Annotated in this window: 17 protein-coding genes; 9 read left to right on the top strand and 8 right to left on the bottom strand. The window is 38.8% G+C overall.

From position 1 onward, the window contains the following. Nucleotides 1-72 precede the first annotated feature (72 nt). Nucleotides 73-2,091, bottom strand: coding sequence for a GAF domain-containing hybrid sensor histidine kinase/response regulator (locus L1267_RS05890; protein WP_235382350.1), 2,019 nt, complete (start codon nt 2,089-2,091; stop codon nt 73-75). A 224-nt stretch (nt 2,092-2,315) separates the two neighbouring features. On the opposite strand from L1267_RS05890, the gene L1267_RS05885 reads away from it, so the two are divergent. The 3 genes from L1267_RS05885 to L1267_RS23735 all read left to right on the top strand — a co-directional run bounded on the left by L1267_RS05885 (nt 2,316) and on the right by L1267_RS23735 (nt 5,814). Then, nucleotides 2,316-3,602: a diguanylate cyclase domain-containing protein gene (locus tag L1267_RS05885; RefSeq protein ID WP_135924285.1), complete on the top strand. Its 1,287-nt coding sequence runs from the start codon at nt 2,316-2,318 to the stop codon at nt 3,600-3,602. 99 nt (nt 3,603-3,701) lie between these two features. Continuing rightward, nucleotides 3,702-4,595, top strand: coding sequence for a TIGR01777 family oxidoreductase (locus L1267_RS05880; RefSeq protein WP_235382349.1), 894 nt, complete (start codon nt 3,702-3,704; stop codon nt 4,593-4,595). A gap of 58 nt (nt 4,596-4,653) precedes the next feature. Beyond that, complete coding sequence (locus tag L1267_RS23735; RefSeq protein ID WP_199526605.1) at nt 4,654-5,814, top strand: GGDEF domain-containing protein; 1,161 nt, start codon at nt 4,654-4,656, stop codon at nt 5,812-5,814. A gap of 7 nt (nt 5,815-5,821) precedes the next feature. On the opposite strand, the gene L1267_RS05870 is transcribed toward L1267_RS23735, so the two are convergent. Continuing rightward, nucleotides 5,822-6,772: a LysR family transcriptional regulator gene (locus L1267_RS05870; RefSeq protein WP_135924282.1), complete on the bottom strand. Its 951-nt coding sequence runs from the start codon at nt 6,770-6,772 to the stop codon at nt 5,822-5,824. A 108-nt stretch (nt 6,773-6,880) separates the two neighbouring features. Between L1267_RS05870 and L1267_RS05865 the strand changes: the two genes are divergently transcribed. Next, complete coding sequence (locus L1267_RS05865) at nt 6,881-7,819, top strand: sodium-dependent bicarbonate transport family permease (RefSeq protein WP_135924281.1); 939 nt, start codon at nt 6,881-6,883, stop codon at nt 7,817-7,819. A gap of 76 nt (nt 7,820-7,895) precedes the next feature. After that, nucleotides 7,896-8,315 carry a hypothetical protein gene (locus tag L1267_RS05860; RefSeq protein ID WP_135924280.1) on the top strand — a complete coding sequence of 140 codons (420 nt, stop codon included), beginning with the start codon at nt 7,896-7,898 and terminating at the stop codon, nt 8,313-8,315. 8 nt (nt 8,316-8,323) lie between these two features. On the opposite strand, the gene L1267_RS05855 is transcribed toward L1267_RS05860, so the two are convergent. From L1267_RS05855 to L1267_RS05845, 3 genes are read right to left on the bottom strand one after another with little or no spacing between them, the layout of a single operon-like run. Continuing rightward, on the bottom strand, nt 8,324-8,704 hold the full coding sequence (locus L1267_RS05855; protein ID WP_235382348.1) for a hypothetical protein: 381 nt from the start codon (nt 8,702-8,704) through the stop codon (nt 8,324-8,326). Continuing rightward, on the bottom strand, nt 8,697-9,305 hold the full coding sequence (locus L1267_RS05850; protein WP_235382347.1) for a hypothetical protein: 609 nt from the start codon (nt 9,303-9,305) through the stop codon (nt 8,697-8,699). Before L1267_RS05850 ends, L1267_RS05855 begins: the two co-directional genes overlap by 8 nt. A gap of 48 nt (nt 9,306-9,353) precedes the next feature. Next, on the bottom strand, nt 9,354-9,536 hold the full coding sequence (locus L1267_RS05845; RefSeq protein ID WP_199526607.1) for a hypothetical protein: 183 nt from the start codon (nt 9,534-9,536) through the stop codon (nt 9,354-9,356). A gap of 264 nt (nt 9,537-9,800) precedes the next feature. Between L1267_RS05845 and sbcB the strand changes: the two genes are divergently transcribed. Further along, nucleotides 9,801-11,246, top strand: coding sequence for an exodeoxyribonuclease I (gene sbcB, locus L1267_RS05840; RefSeq protein ID WP_235382346.1), 1,446 nt, complete (start codon nt 9,801-9,803; stop codon nt 11,244-11,246). Nucleotides 11,247-11,285: 39 nt separating this feature from the next. Here the strand turns inward: sbcB and L1267_RS05835 are convergent, their stop codons facing one another. Continuing rightward, nucleotides 11,286-12,167, bottom strand: a complete 882-nt coding sequence (locus L1267_RS05835) for an NAD(P)-dependent oxidoreductase (RefSeq protein ID WP_135924275.1) — start codon at nt 12,165-12,167, stop codon at nt 11,286-11,288. 114 nt (nt 12,168-12,281) lie between these two features. On the opposite strand from L1267_RS05835, the gene L1267_RS05830 reads away from it, so the two are divergent. Continuing rightward, on the top strand, nt 12,282-12,797 hold the full coding sequence (locus tag L1267_RS05830) for a glutathione peroxidase (protein ID WP_235382345.1): 516 nt from the start codon (nt 12,282-12,284) through the stop codon (nt 12,795-12,797). Further along, nucleotides 12,763-13,746, top strand: a complete 984-nt coding sequence (locus L1267_RS05825) for a 2-hydroxyacid dehydrogenase (protein ID WP_235382401.1) — start codon at nt 12,763-12,765, stop codon at nt 13,744-13,746. Before L1267_RS05830 ends, L1267_RS05825 begins: the two co-directional genes overlap by 35 nt. 91 nt (nt 13,747-13,837) lie before the next feature. Here the strand turns inward: L1267_RS05825 and L1267_RS05820 are convergent, their stop codons facing one another. Then, a complete protein-coding gene (locus L1267_RS05820) occupies nt 13,838-15,163 on the bottom strand; it encodes a sodium-dependent transporter (RefSeq protein WP_235382344.1) in 1,326 nt (441 codons plus the stop codon). A gap of 148 nt (nt 15,164-15,311) precedes the next feature. Here L1267_RS05820 and L1267_RS05815 point away from each other — a divergent pair, with 148 nt between their 5' ends. Continuing rightward, a complete protein-coding gene (locus L1267_RS05815) occupies nt 15,312-16,049 on the top strand; it encodes a 4'-phosphopantetheinyl transferase family protein (RefSeq protein WP_235382343.1) in 738 nt (245 codons plus the stop codon). Here L1267_RS05815 and lysC read toward each other — a convergent pair. Beyond that, the gene (lysC, locus tag L1267_RS05810; protein WP_135924272.1) at nt 16,026-17,405 is read right to left on the bottom strand and encodes a lysine-sensitive aspartokinase 3; all 1,380 of its coding nucleotides are present in this window, start codon (nt 17,403-17,405) and stop codon (nt 16,026-16,028) included. The genes L1267_RS05815 and lysC overlap by 24 nt on opposite strands. Nucleotides 17,406-17,433 lie beyond the last annotated feature (28 nt).

The following is a 17,433-nucleotide window of genomic DNA, read 5'->3' as shown; positions in this document are numbered from 1 at the left end:
CCTAAACTTAGGCAATCGCAATGTATTGTTAGGGTTAGGGATATAAGTATAAAATTGCTTTAAACCTTATGTTTAAAGCGCTAAATGTCCTTTTGCTGCAATAATGGATTGTTCAATTGCCGTATTTTTAACAGGCTTTGATACAAACAAATCCATCCCCGCTTTTTTACAGGCGGCTTTATCATCTGCAGAAGTATTCGCAGTTAATGCAATTATAAACGTTTTATTTTCAGGACAAATACCATTAGCTCTCAGATAACGTGTTGCTTCTAAACCGTCAAGTTCAGGCATTACGCAATCCATAAATATCAAATTGTAGTTATTTTGTTTGCATTTATTGATCGCATCGACGCCATCACATGCAAAGTCTGCAGTTAAGCCTAATTTTTCTAAATGGGCTTTCAAGACTAACCGGTTAATCTGATTATCATCAACGACCAAAATAGCGAGAGGAAGAGTTGTAAAATCAATATTACTTACATCTTGTTGTTGATGGCTTTGAGGTTGACCTTTTTCTAGAGGAAGTTTAATTTCAAAACAACTGCCTTTTCTATGTTCGCTCTTCACCTCAACTGTGCCACCCATATAATCAATTAGCTCTTTAACTATTGCTAGGCCAAGCCCTGTACCGCCTTTTTTTCGATCTTTACTTATCTCTTGTGTAAAGGGTGAAAATAGCGACTTCATAAAGTTTTCAGTCATTCCAATCCCTGAATCAGTGACTTTAAAAGACAGAAGCACTTTATCATTGAGCTCTTTAGCACTGGCAGTTAACGTTACCTCACCTTGCTCAGTAAACTTAAGTGCATTACTCAACAAGTTCGAGACTATTTGTGTAATGCGAGTATTGTCACTGAATGTCCAACACTCATCACTGATATCAATCGTCGCATCAAAGCTAAGGTTACTTTGTTGATACAAAGGAGAATACAAAGAAACAATATCAACAAAAATGGTTTTCAATAAGAAGTGACTAGGTTCAAGCTTAAGTTCGCCGTGATTAATTTTTGAAAAATCCAACACTTCATTAATAATATTCAGCAAAATATCTGCACTACGCAACGCTATTTTGAGTTTCTCTTCACGCTTTTGCTCTGATTTTTCATACAACAAAGTCGTTAACATGCCTGTAATACCATTGAGCGGAGTACGAAGTTCATGGCTTATTTTGGCAAGCAAAATGCTTCTATCTTCAAGTGTACGTTCTGCATCAGCTTTTTGTTTTTTAAGCTCTTCACGTAGCAGTACCGACTTAGTAACATCTTGAAAAGTACCAATTATCCGAACACACGCCTCCTCTTTAAATTCAGCTTTTCCGACTGTTGATACCCATATAGGGTTGCCTTTAGCTGTTATCAATTCAATTTCAATATTCCAATCTTTACCTTGCTCAATAGCTTCTTTGACAACTTTTTCAATGGCTTGGCGGCTTTCGCCTTGTTTGTAAAATTGAATAGCATTCTCGAGATCGGGCTTGAAATCTTCAGGGACTTCATGAATAACTTTAGTTTGCTTACTCCAGTAAAGATGATTGGTGATTAAATCTAGCTCCCAAGAGCCAATTTTTGCCACCTCTTCAACTTGTGCAAGCATAGAGTTCTTTTTAATTAATTTTTCTGATGATAAATTACGAGCAAACTCATTGCCCAACCATTGAGCAAAAAGTTCAACATAATCATGCGCCTCTTCTGTGAATGGTGCTGTAGATTGTGCCGCTGAAAAGTTAACCGTACCAAACACGCTTTTACCAATGTGGATAGGCGCACCAATATAAGATTCTAATTGGAAGTTCTTGTAGCAAGGGTGTTCAGCTATGTAGCTCTGTGATGCATGGTTAAATGATAATGCTTTATCTGCAGCTAATGTATGTGAACAATAGGTTCCTGCTACATCAAACTGAGACCCAACAGGGATCGCATCGTTTGGAGAAACCACGTGAATAACTGTATATACTTGTTCTTCAACACGACTCACAATTGCAAAATCAAGATTGAATATCGCTAAGCCAAAATGCAGCAATTGCGCCACTTTATCATCAAAATTAGTTTGCTGATTCGATACAATATCGTGAAATTGGCGCAGAAAGTTCACAGTCACTCCTTGTCATTTTTAAGCTGCGATTTTTAAGTTTTTAGCATACCAGTAAAATAGCTATTACACACTTTAAAACTTAGAATATAGAACTAAGATAATAACATTTAGCAACCCAAAAACATTATTAGTAGCCTTTGTTTTTATTATAAATTGGTAAAAGCCCGCATCTTAAACAATACTTTATACTTAAAAAATATAACTTTCTTGTCGTTGGTTTTTCTATGTCGCTTAGAACCCAGTTTTTAGCTTTACTAATACTATTGCTTTTATTGGTTACCACTAACACTGTTTTAGTTATGCTTTTAGATAAAGAAGGCAGGCAAAAGCACGAGGCAGTTGATCATACACACGAAATAATTGACGAATCAGAAAAACTTTACACCCAAATAGTTCATGCCGAAACAGGCCAGCGTGGTTATCTTCTTACACAAAATACATCTTATTTAACGCCCTACTACGACGGTATAAAAAAAGCAAAAACACACTTTTTAACCCTGACTAAAATTACAATACATCAGCGAGAGCAGCAAGAAAAACTATCTCAACTTGATGTTTTAATAAATAAAAAGTTTGACGAGTTAGATTTAACTATTAATTTAGTGATGCAAAACAGTCCCTCTGCAATCCAAGCAGCAATGGAGGTTGTACAAAGCAACGAAGGGAAAGAGTACATGGAGCAAATTCGCAAATTAATTTCTGAATTTCAAAATATACAACGTGAAAAGTTAGATATAGAGATGTCAGATTTTCAACAACACAGTTTGTTGTTAACGTATCTAATTTCAATTCAAATTCCACTGCTTATTTTATTATGCGTTTTTTCAGCAGTTTTTATTAATAAAAAACTCTTCATTCCGTTAAAGCAATTACTGCATATTACTGAACAATTAGAAAAAGGAGATAAACCTAACGTAAGTATTGTTTACAGGCATGATGAAATAGGTCACCTCCTTAAACGATTTCAACGTATGAGCAATATCATCCATAAACGAACTAAAAGATTAAATTTTCAAGCAAAACACGACCATTTAACAGGTGCTCTTAACCGCTCAGACCTAGAACCCCATTTACGCCAGGCCATTAATACTTGTTCAGTAGACAACAAACTGGCACTAATTTTTATTGATATAAATAAATTCAAACAATTAAACGATAATTATGGTCATAGTATTGGTGACAAGGTGTTAATTGAAACAGCAAAACGTATCAGCTCTACTTTTCGAGCCGATGACGCCATCTACCGTTATGGTGGAGATGAATTTATCATCATCGTAGAAAACATCTCAAAGATTGAATATATAGAACCTATGCTTAATCATTTATTAAAGAGTTTTGAAGTCTGTTTTGAAATAGAACAACATACTTTTGACATCGATTTAAGTATTGGTGTTGCTCTCGCTCCTGATCATAGTGACGATTGGAAAACGTTAATCAACCTAGCAGATAAAGCAATGTATAACGCAAAATTAAGCCACAACGCCTCATATTGTATTCATGGTCAAGCTTGAATGAAAAACTAATCGATTCAGCTACTTTTTACGTATAGTTTGCAAATATCATCATCACTATGTATAAAAAATAGACCAACTGTCTTCTAAGGTGTCACAATGCATATATTATTAACGGGTGGAACAGGTCTTATAGGCAAGCATTTGTGCCCATTTCTTTTAAACCATCATAAAGTGACTGTTCTTACTCGTAACCCTATCCAAGCGGCCGTCTTGCTTACTCACCAAGTTGTGGCTGTTAAGTCATTAGACGAGGTCGATTTTGAACAGATAGACGCAATCATTAATCTAGCAGGTGAGCCTATTGTTAATAAGCGCTGGAGTGATTCACAAAAACGAGAATTATTAGATAGTCGTATTAAGCTGACACAACAAATCACAAAAAAAATCAACCGCTGCAATTCACCACCGCACACTTTTATTTCTGGCAGTGCGATTGGCTTTTATGGTCGACAAGGCGACTGCAAAATAGATGAAAGCTTTAATGACATTTACCCCGAGTTTAGCCACGTACTATGCCGAGATTGGGAGCACGCAGCAACCAAAGCTGAATCGGAAAAAACGCGCGTGTGTCTACTCAGAACTGGTGTGGTGTTATCAAAACATGGCGGTGCGCTCGATAAAATGTTACCCGCATTCAAATTTGGTCTTGGCGGCCCTATAGGTCATGGTAAGCAAGGCATGTCTTGGATACATATAGATGATATGATCCAGCTCATTTTATTTGTACTGTCTCATCAAGACATCTGTGGCCCTATCAATGCAACAGCGCCTAACCCTGTTGATAATAATGAGTTTAGTCAAACCTTGGGTTCCGTTATTTCAAGACCAGCAATGCTAAGAATGCCTGCTTGGGTTTTAAAGCTAATGATGGGCGAAATGTCTGATTTATTACTTCATGGACAATTCGTGATCCCTGATAAACTTTTAAAACATAATTATCGTTTTCATTATCCAGAACTTAAACCAGCATTAGAGAGTTTAAGGCTTTAAGTAAAAATCATTAGTTGATTTAATCAGCGTGGTACATAATAATTAATTATGTCGTAAAGTGGAATTAGGGATATTCATGGTGGACTTACCCACCATAATCAGCATTTCGGTATTACTGAATGTGGTTATTGGTGCCTTCTTATTGTCTCTGTATTTTTTGAGACAGCAACAAAGCTATTTGTATTGGGGAAGTTCGTGCCTGATTTTTGTATTAGCCCAAATTACAGCCACCTCACGAGTGTTTATTGACCTTCCAATTTTGACACACTTTATAGCCAATTTACTTATAATAGCCGCTCCACTAGCTGCAGTCTTAGGTATTCATGCCTATAACAATAGAGAAAAATACTACTTAAAACGTTGCTTATATCTTCTACTAGCTACTGCAATGCTATTATTTCCCATGTTTCAACTTGGTTTTGATCAATTCGTCACGACTGCAATTCTTGCCTTTAGTTTTCTCTACGCAGCAAATGCTTTACGTAGACTAAATGTTGAGCGAATTATCCACTTGGTGCTCTTGCAGCTATGCTTTTTCATTCACAGCGCCATCATGTTTGTTCAATTTGGTCTTTTAGTGATGGAGCACTTTAACTACATAAAGGCAGACATATCACAAGTGTTTGCCATTATTCTAATTAGCCATATCATCATCACTACACTTACAGCAATGATCTGGCCATTACTCATGTTTTTAGAATCAGAACAAGTACTCAGTGATCTTGCTAATCGAGATTCATTAACTGGATTACTCAATAGACGAGCTTTTATAACTATTAGCAATAACTATTTGGAACAAGCAAACAATAGCCTCAGTGAATTATGCGCAGTCATGATTGATATAGATTTTTTCAAAAGAGTAAACGACAAGTATGGCCACGAAACTGGGGATGAGGCATTAAAGTGGGTCGCAAATAAAATAAAATCACAACTTAGAGAACACGACTTAGTAGCTCGAATTGGTGGAGAAGAATTTGCAGTTATACTTCCAAGCACTAACCAATTACAGGGTGAAAACTTATCAGAGCGAATTCGCTTAGCCATCAATAACGACTATTTTACTTTCAATGATCAACGCATAAAATTAACCATCAGCGTGGGCATAATCACCCATCAGTCAGGAAGCAATAATATAAACGAGTTACTTGCCCAAGCAGATAAAGGACTTTACAAAGCAAAAGTAAACGGTAGAAATCAAGTCGTTACTATGGCTTTTTAAAAATACTTTACGCTAAGCTTGTATTCAATGTACTTAATTCATTATTGACCCAGTTTTTGTCTAAACATTGCTCAAGGTTAAGCTCTGCGAACTTTAAGAAGCTACGAGCAGCATGAGAAAGATGACGATCAGTGCGCACCACGAAGTACCAGTGACTAGCAAGCTGAACATCAACTACATCAAGGATGCAAAAAGAGCTATCGTTTGTTGGCAATACATGGCGCGATACCACACCAAGCCCCATGCCAGAGCCTACAGCGACTCTAATCGCTTCGTTACTAGCCATTTGCACTGTATTACTCAATACTAAGCCACGACTTTGCAGCTCACTCTCAAATAGCATTCTAGTTGCAGAACCAGGCTCACGTAATAAAAAACGCTCCTTCATTAACTCTTTTAAAGTCACTTGCTGTTGCTGAGCAAGTGGATGGTGCATAGGAGCAATAAAGACAAGTGGATTTTGCAAAAATCGCCCAGCCTTTGCATGTTCTAGTGACGGCGGGTGACTAAATACATAAATGTCATCTTCTCCTCTTTCAAATCGAGCAAGTACTTCTGCCCTATTACCAATTTCCAGCGGTAATTCTACGTGAGGATGTAAATTACTGTATGGGCCCAGTAACTTAGGTAAAATATATTGTGCAGTGTTTACAATGGCTATTTTGCAACGCCCTCGCTCTCCTCCTCTAAGCTCAACTAAATAATCTTGATAATCATCAAATTGTCCAAATACTTGTAGGCACGTTTGATAAAGCGCGAAACCCGCTTCAGTAATATGAATTTTTTGCTGATTAACAATAATTAAAGGTTCACTAATACTTTCTTGTAAGCGCTTAATTTGTTGAGAAACCGTCGGCTGTGTTAAATGTAACTGCCTTGCTGTTTCACTGATCGAACGAGTTTTAACAACTTGCATAAACACTTCTAATAGCCGAAAAGAAATATGTCTTAGATCCATAACCACCACCCATAGATAAAAACCTATAAGATACTAGCATTTATTTAATTATTTACTATGCTTCTTTTTGTTTAAAATGACGACATTTTAAATTCAAAGGAGAATAAAGTGCCTGATATTGTTGTAATGTTTTTTATTTTGGGTCTAGCTGCAGGGTTATTGCGCTCAGATCTTAAAATTCCACAAGCAACTTACGAAACGCTGAGCCTACTGCTTATGCTAACAATTGGTTTAAAAGGTGGCATGGTGCTGCACGGCAGCTTGCATTGGAAATTACTGCCTGAAATGGGCGCGGTGATGCTTCTCGGTGCAGGTATTCCTCTTCTTGTTTATCCTATATTAAATAAATTGCTTGGTTTATCAGTAGCAAATAGTTCAAGTATTGCAGCACACTATGGTTCAGTAAGTGCCGGTACATTTGCTGTTGCTTTGGCTTATGCTGAGTCAAATGCTTTAGATGTTGGCGCTGAAGTAACACTGTATCTAGTCATGTTAGAACTGCCAGCAATTATTGTCGGTCTGCTGCTATTTCGCAGCCTTGGTAATGGCTCAAGTAAACATTTATCACTTAAAGCACTGTGGCATGAAACATTAACAAACAAAAGCGTCATATTGTTAGTCGGTGGCGTAATAATCGGCATGATGTATGGGACTCAACAAGGTAGTCAAGTAACCAGTTTATTAACCAACAGTTTCAAAGTCGTACTGGCCTTGTTTTTACTTGAAATGGGCTTAATGGCAGCTCAAACACTACGCCCTATCCCATGGCATCACTGGCGCTTAGCACTTTTTGCTCTTATTACTCCTAGTATTCTTGGCGCGATTGGAGTCGGTGTCGGAACCCTTTTACAGCTGGAACTTGGTTCAGTTGTTATTTTGGCAAGCTTAGTAGCAAGTGCATCATATATTGCCGCACCAGCAGCCATCAAAGCAGCCATCCCAGAGGCTGACATTGGGTTGGCTATGCTCTGCTCCTTGGGCATAACTTTCCCATTTAATGTATTAGTTGGTATTGGCTTGTATCACCATATGGCATTAAATATTTGATAAACGTGCACTTTATGAATGCGGTTTCAGAAAAAGTCGTTTACTATTGGTAGAAAATAATGTGCAAGGATATGCCATGTTCGATCAAGAGTTAAATTCTGAGCAGCAACATATAAGTGCAATTTTTCAACGCTTATGCGAAGTATACCAAGTAACCAATAACACTGAGCTTGAGCAAGCTTTAGCTCTCAATCAAGGCTATAGCAAAGAATGCATTCAAAGCGCTATTGTCCCATATGAAGTGATTGATAAAGCGAGTAAACACGCTCAGGTTAGTTTTGATTATCTACTAAGTGGTAAGAAAGATAATTTAATTAAACTAGAAGGCCCATTGTTACAGGCAATTAATAATGGGCTTTTAAAAAGTATCAAAAAAATGTCAATAGCGGGGTTAATCAAGGGTGAAAACCAAACTCAAGATGCACTCAAACAGCTAGCTGATATTCAAGTTAAACAGATAAAAAATGAACTAAAACTACAAAGCCAGATAAAATAATCTGGCTTTTAATTTTTTCCTTTATAGAGCTTGTTGTAGATCTCAGAAATATTATTTTGTTCATCGTAATACTTCTGCAACTCACCTAAAGATAGCTCTTTTAATTGCTGGTTTTTAAGATCAGTTGCTTCTACCCACTGAAACTTTTGAGGGCTTGTACTGTTATCCATCAGGCTACATATTTCGTTTTTCAGAGCCTCCGCTCTATTAAACAGTTTTATGGCTTTGTTGATATCCGTTTCTTGCTCTGCCTGTAGCGTACACCACACCACCTCAACAGATTTGCTTCTGATTTGTTCTTCAAAAATATTTTTGCGTGCTATTAGCCACGTGCTTACAGCTAGCAAAACTGCTAATACAACAATGGCTATGTAAATTAGTTCAAGCATGACGATCCCTCGGTAAACTAAATGTTACTATACACCCAAACTTAGTGCGCAAAACATCAGGAAAAAGCATGATAAATGAAAGTACAAGGCTGATATACAACACAATAAAACTGTAAAGATAATGTATATGGGCAAATTCTTGCTGCAAATCTAATACAACAAATTTAATCCAAATTATTAAATGGGAAAACGTTAAAATGAGGAAAAGCTTTGAAACCTTAAAGAATAATTCATTAAATCTATAACTAAAAACTATGTGAATTCTATACATTGCTAACAACATAATTGAATTTGCGATTACAAAGCCAACATATACATTTTGCGCTCCTGCTGCTGAATTATGATTTTTTACATACTCTAAAGCATATTCCATCATCAGCGCTGTTAATAAATAATTTACACAAACACTTGTTATAGTAATAAAGTTACTAAAGTACTCCCTCTCTTTTAAGGCCTTTCTCAAAGAGTTTAACAGAGCAATCAAATAACTTGTTGCTATTACAGCTTGAAATGAAAATGTATCCGTATATGGCTTAATTACTAACCATTTATTATAAAGCTCTTGCAGGAAGTCCACAGACGAAACTCTTTTTTCTTTCATATTAGAGTGTTAGGTACAAAAAAACCAGCTATATGCTGGTTTTATCTATTAATTTTCTTTCTTTTTTGGATTAAGAATAATAATTCCACCCGAGTTCTTTAAGTTTTCTTGTTTCTTCTTTGGGTTAAGAATGATTATACCTCCAGAATTGCCAAGTTTTTCAACAGAATAATTTGAAGCTGGAGTTGCGTCGAATGCTAAAGTAGATAGTAATAAAGCTGATAAAGTCATTTTTTTGTTCCTTCATTGTTAAAGATAGTTTTCGTTAGCAAATACCGAGCCACAGAATACAAAACAGCTCAAAAACTAACGACACCTCACTATATAAGCATAAAAATTAACCGCAAGGCCATTTTTTATACAGCTCGTGTTTATAAAAGTTACACTAAACAGCCACATTACGTTTTACTCTATAAACTAGCTAGGCTCTATGCCATAATTCTGACAATTCAGAAAATAACTCAAAACGGCTCGACGCTTAGCAAGGTTTAATGCATGGCTTATCCAGAACAACAACAACCAACAATTTACTGGCACGACTACGAAACATTTGGCGCAAGTCCGCAAAAAGATCGTCCAAGTCAGTTTGCTGGCATTCGTACCGATCTTGATTTAAATATTATTGGTGAACCGTTAATTGAGTATTGCAAGCCGGCGGCTGATTACTTACCCCACCCCGAAGCATGTTTAATAACAGGTATTACCCCGCAAATTGCGATGCAAAAAGGCTTAGTTGAAGCTGAGTTTATGGCAAAAATCCATGCTGAATTTAGCCAACCTAACACCTGTGTTGCGGGCTATAACAGCATCCGTTTTGATGATGAAGTCACACGTTACAGCTTATACCGTAACTTTTATGACCCATACGAACGTGAATACAAAAACAATAATAGCCGCTGGGATATTATTGATTTAGTGCGCGCCTGTTATGCACTGCGCCCAGAAGGCATTGAGTGGCCGCTTAAAGAAGACGGTACACCAAGCTTTAAACTCGAACACTTAACCGTTGCCAATGGCATTGAACATGCTGCCGCTCACGATGCTTTAAGTGATGTAACGGCAACTATAGCACTGGCTAAATTAATTAAAGAAAAACAACCAAAGTTGTATCAGTTTTTCTTTAGCTTACGTTCTAAAAAAGCACTGGCAGATTTAGTTGATGTGTTTAACATGACACCACTAGTGCACACTTCATCACGAATTCCAGCAAATCAAGGCTGCACCAGCTGGATTGCACCAATGAGCTTTCATCCAGTTAATAAAAACGCCATTATTTGCTTTAATTTAACTGAAGATCCGCAAGTCTTATTAGATTTATCTGTTGAAGAGCTACGCACGCGCCTTTATACAAAACACAGCGATCTTGGCGAAGACGAAGCACCAGTAGGCCTTAAACTAGTGCATTTAAATAAGTGCCCTATTCTTGCGCCAGCAAAAACCTTGTTACCAGAGAACGCGGCGCGATTAGGTATTGACCGCGAAAAATGTTTACAAAATCTCGCTATTTTAAAAGCCAACACAGAACTTCGCGACAAAGTAACCGAAGTATTTAACGAACAGCGTGATTACGGCGAAACTACCAACCCTGACTATCAACTTTATGATGGTTTTACCAGCCATGCTGATAAAGCTAAATTTGCCATTATTCGAGATGCAAGCCCTGAGCAATTAGCCTCAATGCAGCTTGATTTTGATGATAAAAAGTTTGCTACTTTGTTATTCAGATACCGAGCTCGAAACTGGCCACACACACTTAGCCAAGACGAGCTAGCAAAATGGCGCCAGTATTGCCAAAACAAGCTAATGCATGGCGAAGATAACCCTTCAATCAGTGGCCAAGATTTCATGATCACCCTTGAGAATCTGGCTCATGAAAATGATGATAACGAAAAAAATCTGCATATTTTAAAAGCGTTATACAATTATGCACAAAGCATGTAATAAAAAACGCGACAATAATTGTCGCGTTTTTTATTGATATTACTTTTTATGTAGCGCTTCAATACGCGCTAATAAACTTGAGGTGTCGTAGCGGCCGCCACCTAAAGCTTGTACATCGGCGTAATATTGATCAACTGTTGCCGTCATCGGCAAAGTTGCGCCGTTTGCCTTTGCCTCATCCAAAGCGATGCCTAAATCTTTACGCATCCAATCAACAGCAAAACCAAATTCGTATTCACCTGCCCACATTGTCTTGTAGCGGTTTTCCATCTGCCATGAACCTGCAGCACCTTTTGAGATGGTTTCAATCACTTTTTCACCATCAAGGCCCGCTTGTTTTGCAAAGTGTAACCCCTCAGCTAAGCCCTGCACCACACCAGCAATACAAATCTGATTTACCATTTTACAAAGTTGACCAGAGCCTACTTCACCTAATAATTGGCTAAAACGGCTAAACGCAGCCATTACAGGTTGAACAACATTAAAATCAGCTTCGTCGCCACCGACCATCACAGTTAATACGCCATTTTCTGCACCCGCTTGGCCGCCAGAAACAGGGGCATCTAAAAATGCAATACCTTGTAGTTTTGCCTGAGCGCCTACTTCACGTGCCACCTCAGCAGAGGTCGTGGTGTGGTCAACTAAATAGCTGCCCTCATGCATACTTGCCAGTACACCATTTTCACCATAAACAACTGAGCGTAAATCATCATCATTGCCTACACACATGAAAACGATATCAGCCCCTTTAGCGGCTTCACTTGGCGTTTCACAATAATTACCTTGATACTCTGAAACCCACTTTTGCGCTTTAGCCGTTGTGCGATTATAAACTGTCACGGTGTGACCTGCGTTGGCAAGGTGACCCGCCATTGGGTAACCCATTACACCTAATCCGATGAAGGCGACTTTCATTGACATAAAACTGACCTATTTGAGTGATAAATTAGTAACAATTTCATTATCTCAACCGAATAACTAAAAAGCGAATGAAAAAAAGTTCATTTAAACCGTTTAAAAACACACAGGTAAAACATGGATAGTATATATCGTTTCAATGCCCAGCTTACATCTGGTGAAAACTTTAGCCTTGAATCGTTACAAGGTAAAACAGCGCTTATTGTCAATATAGCCAGCAAATGTAATTTTTCAGTGCAAATGGCAAGCCTTGAAAAGCTTTATCAAGACTATAAACAGCAAGGATTTACCGTACTCGGTTTTGCCTGTAATCAATTTGGCCACAATGAACCTCTAGATGGCAATGAGCTACAAGCCTTTTATCAGCAACACTTTGATGTTAGCTTTCCCATTTTTAACAAAGTGTTAGTGAACGGCCCAGAGGCCCATCCTTTATTTAATTATTTAAAATGTCATACCCGTGGAATAGCACAAAACCGCGCAATTAAATGGAATTTCACCAAATTTCTTATAAACTCAGAGGGTCAACTCGTTGCGCGATATGCCCCGCGCACCAAACCCGAAACCCTCAAAATGGTGATAGAGAGTAATTTAAATGATGAAACTGGCCTTATTCAGTGCGCAAAAGTATGAGCAACCGTTTTTTGAAAGGAATCTAACTGAATACGCTGAGTCTGTTTCGCTCAGTTATTTTGAGCAATCCTTAAACATCAATACCACCCCCCTTTGCCAAGGCTTTGATGCTGTGTGCGTGTTTGTTAACGATACAGTCGACAAACACGTCATTGCTGATATGGCTGCCCTAGGCATAAAGGCAATCTTATTACGCTGTGCAGGCTTTAATAATGTTGATCTTGATGCTGCCAAAGAGCATAACATCAAGGTTTGCCGTGTGCCCGCTTATAGTCCAGAAGCCGTGGCAGAGCATTGTATTGCCCTTATGCTAACGCTCAACCGAAAAACCCATAAAGCCTTTAACCGAGTACGTGAAGGTAACTTTGATTTAAACGGCTTGCTTGGCTTTAACTTATTTAAAAAAACCATCGGGATTATAGGCTGCGGCAAAATCGGCCTAGCACTGGTAAATATCTTAAATGGCTTTGGAGCGAAAGTACTCGTGTGTGACCCAATGGCTGGTGAAGGCCCTTACACCCTATGTGATTTAGACACATTACTCACACAAAGTGATGTCATCTCATTGCACTGCCCGCTCAACGAGCATACCCATCATTTAATTGATGCTAGCGCATTTAAGAAGATGAAAGACGGTGTCATGCTGATTAACACCTCTCGTGGTGCACTTCTCGATACCCAAGCCTGTATTCAAGCGCTTAAGTCTAAAAAGCTGGGACACTTAGGGCTTGATGTGTATGAGCAAGAGTCAGAGTTATTCTTTAAAGATCACCGTGAAGAAATCATGCAAGACGATATTTTTTCACGCCTTATTAGCTTCCCGAATGTGTTAGTGACAGGCCATCAAGGCTTCTTCACCCAAGAAGCACTTAGCGAAATAGCCTGCACTACATTGCAGAGCGCCAATGAAATAAGCCAAGGTTTACCATTAACTAACGAAGTTATTTAAAGCAAGCGCACCTTAAATTAAAAAAGGCGTGAGGTTTAAACCCTGCGCCTTTTACTTTTCCCTTGAAACTAGAGACTTGTAACTCAAGTTTCTATTTCAACAACGCCACGTTCACAAATACCGCCGTCATTAATAGCGGACAGACAAAGCGAATGTACTGGGCAAACCAATAATGAGGGCCACTCGATACTCGATGCAATTTATTACCACGCTGCCATAACCAGCCAACAGTAATGAAGTAGAACAGTCCCATTAAAGGTAATTGGTACTGTGTAAGCACCATAATCACTAAGCCAAATAACCAGTCAAAGTTTAAGATGATTAGTGATGAAGCAATAAAGACGACTAGCGTCACAAATAAGGTCGCTTTTTTTCGCTCAATACTGTGATTCTCAACTAAAAATGCCACTGGAATTTCGGTCGATGAGATGGTTGATGTCACTGAGGCAATCGACATTAATACAAAGAATAATAAGCCAACGAGTAAACCCACTTGGCCCATAGTGCTAAACAGCTCAGGTAAAATCGCAAATATTAACTGCCCTTCACCAACCAATTTACCACCGCTAAATACCTCTACACCATTATGCTGAGCAACAAAAATAGCCGGAATAATTAATAAACCTGCTAAAAAGGCCACACCGGTATCAAGCAGTGCCACAGTGCCAGTTAATCTAGGTAGGTTCGCATCTGGTTTTAAATAAGAGCCATAAACCATCATACATCCTACACCTAACGACAATGAAAAGAACGCTTGCCCCATTGCCGCAATAATTAAGTTTGCATCAAGAATTTGACTAAAATCTGGTACTAAGTAGGCTGCAAAACCATCCATCGCACCATCAAGTGTAGCGATATAAGCAATTAAAGCCACTAATAACACTAGCAATAATGGCATTAAGCGGCGTGACCAAGTTTCGATACCTGATTTAACGCCTTTTAAAATAATACTCGCAGTGAGAATAAGCATCAGCGGTGTAAACACAAAGTTGCGTGCCATGGAGTCGCTGTGTAAAAAGTTACTTAACTCAGTAAAACCAAAGAAGTTTGCGATTGGCTCAAGCGCATAAGCGAGCATCCAGCCTGCGACAATCGAATAAAAGCTTAGCATTACAATCGCACCAAAGAGGCCAATATAGCCAGCTGCGGCCCCCACTTTAGGTGCTGTGTCTTGCCATGCATTTGATAATGCTTTTACCGGATTAGCTTGTGCTTGATGACCTAAATATAGCTCAGTATAAAGAGCCGGAAGCGCTAATAAGAAAATAACAATAAAATAAACAAGTAAGAATGCACCGCCGCCATGGTTTGCCGCTTGTGTTGGAAAGCCCCAAATATTACCTAAACCTACCGCCGCACCAGAAGCTGCTAAAACGAAACCTAATCGACTTTGAAAGCCGTCACGAACTTGTGCCATACATCTACAAATCTGTTATTATTTTTCCTCATTAAACCATAATTACAGTCAACTGCGTAAACTATTTACGTTTGTTCGTGCCTATAAATGTGCATCTGCTGTAAAAATAAACAAAACTAAATACGAGCCTTCGTGTAAGCGTTAAACCATGAGCAGCCACTACTTTTCGAATACTCTTATCATCGAGCAGCAAAGCCAAACAACGGCCAAAAAAATTATGCTGATGGATGCAGCACGTATTGATGTTGCAAGTTTACCCGTTGATAAATTACTCAGTGGGTTTGAATTGAGCGTACTTGAAAAACGCAAAGTTCCTAGCGCCAAGCAAGAGTACTTAGCGACTCGCCTAACGTTAAAGTATTTGTATCAACACGCTTACCCTAATGACGATTTAGCCCTTAATGAAATATCGAGCCAGTTTGATGACAAAGACAGTAAGCTCAAATTATATACAAAACGCAGAGAACCTGTGTGGGCCTGTTTATCACATTCAAATGGTTTAATTGGCGCTGCTCTTAACCCAGAACAGCAGCTATTTGGTTTTGATATTGAACAAAGCAGTAAACCTCGCCCTTTTCTCAAACTCGCAAAGCACTTTTATCATCAAGATGAAGTTGACTTAATTAGCCGTTTTGATGCTCCCGATGAACAAGCACAGTGCTTTTTTAGAATTTGGACATTAAAAGAGGCGCTTGCCAAAGCAAGTGCTCAGCCGATTGCGAAACTACTTGCTCCTAATGTATTCGAAGAATTGAGCAAACATAATTTCAGCGCGAGTAGTAACTCTATTGAAGGGTTTGATATAAGTGTTGTGGCACAAAAAAGCACTGACTGGCAGTGCTCTTTTATTAATTTTAACGACCTACGCCGCGACTTGGCTTTCTAATAGTCGGCTGTGAATAGCCTGCACGACTTCATCTGACTCACTTTGCTCAACTAAGAAGCACAGGTTATGTTTACTTGCACCGTGGCAAATTAAACGAATATTAAAATCACTCAATACCTGCATTAAGTTCATTTCTTGCTGACGTAATTGAATCTCAGAACCAATTAAAGCCACCAGCGTCAAGTTGTTCTCAACCGACACATGACAAAACTCAGAAAGCTTATCTAAACAGGCTTGATCAAGCTCAGGACGTGATGCATTTGGCGCATTATCTAAAGTAATTGCAACACTGATCTCTGAGGTAGTAACCAAATCAACCGAAATATTAAACTCACTTAAAATGGTGAATACACGCGCTAAGAAACCACTCGCAAGAAGCATTTCTGGGCTTTTAACGGTTAATAGAATTTGGTTTTTACGCTGCGTTACTGCACGAATACCCGGTTGCTGAGACTTTTCTTTTTCAATCCATGTACCGCCTAATTGCGGCTCACGGCTTGAACCAACAAACACACTAATATGGCTACGGCTCGCTGGTAAGATAGTTGCAGGATGCAGCACTTTTGCTCCAAACGTGGCCATTTCTGCCGCTTCATCAAAGCTTAAGCGAGCAATTGGGCTTGCTTTGGCGCATAAACGCGGATCAGTACTGAAAATACCCACAACATCGGTCCAAATATGCACGCTTTTTGCGTTAATTGCTTCAGCGAGTAATGCAGCACTGTAATCTGAACCACCACGCCCTAAAGTCGTTGTTTGATTATGTTCATTGCTACCAATAAAGCCTTGAGTTACAACAACTTGCTCATCAAGTAGCGGCACTAAATGCTCTTTAGCAGCCGCAGCGGTTGCTGCAACATTAGGTGTTGCTTTAGCAAATTGGCTATCTGTTTTTAGCACTTTACGTACATCAAAACGCACCGCATCAAGACCTTGACCACGTAATACTTGAGTGAACAAATACGATGATAAACGCTCACCAAAGCTCAGTAGCTCATCTTGCTCAGCTACTGACTTAACCCCTTCTGATGCCAAAGTTTGAAAAGCCTTAAGCGTTTCATTAAAGCCATGTGCTAAATCAGCATCGAGCGACAACTCTGCCAAAATTGCTTCTTGAATGGCGACTACGCCGGTAATGTGCTCATCACGCTCAACCGCGCTCAAATCACGTTTACACAATGCAACTAAATGATTGGTCACGCCAGCACTGGCACTCACAGCAACAATACGTACTTGGTTATCAGCACAAACGATTTCTGCGCAGCGGCTCATAGCATCAAAGTTAGCTACACTGGTACCGCCAAATTTTGCAACAACGTAATCTGATTTTGTATTGGCGGCTAATTGGGTATTCATGTCGTCTCCTTTTGTGGAAAACTATCCA

The sequence above is a fragment of the Pseudoalteromonas sp. OFAV1 genome (assembly GCF_021532595.1).
GTDB classification, from domain to species: domain Bacteria; phylum Pseudomonadota; class Gammaproteobacteria; order Enterobacterales; family Alteromonadaceae; genus Pseudoalteromonas; species Pseudoalteromonas lipolytica_C.
This window is presented reverse-complemented; position numbering and strand designations above follow the sequence as displayed.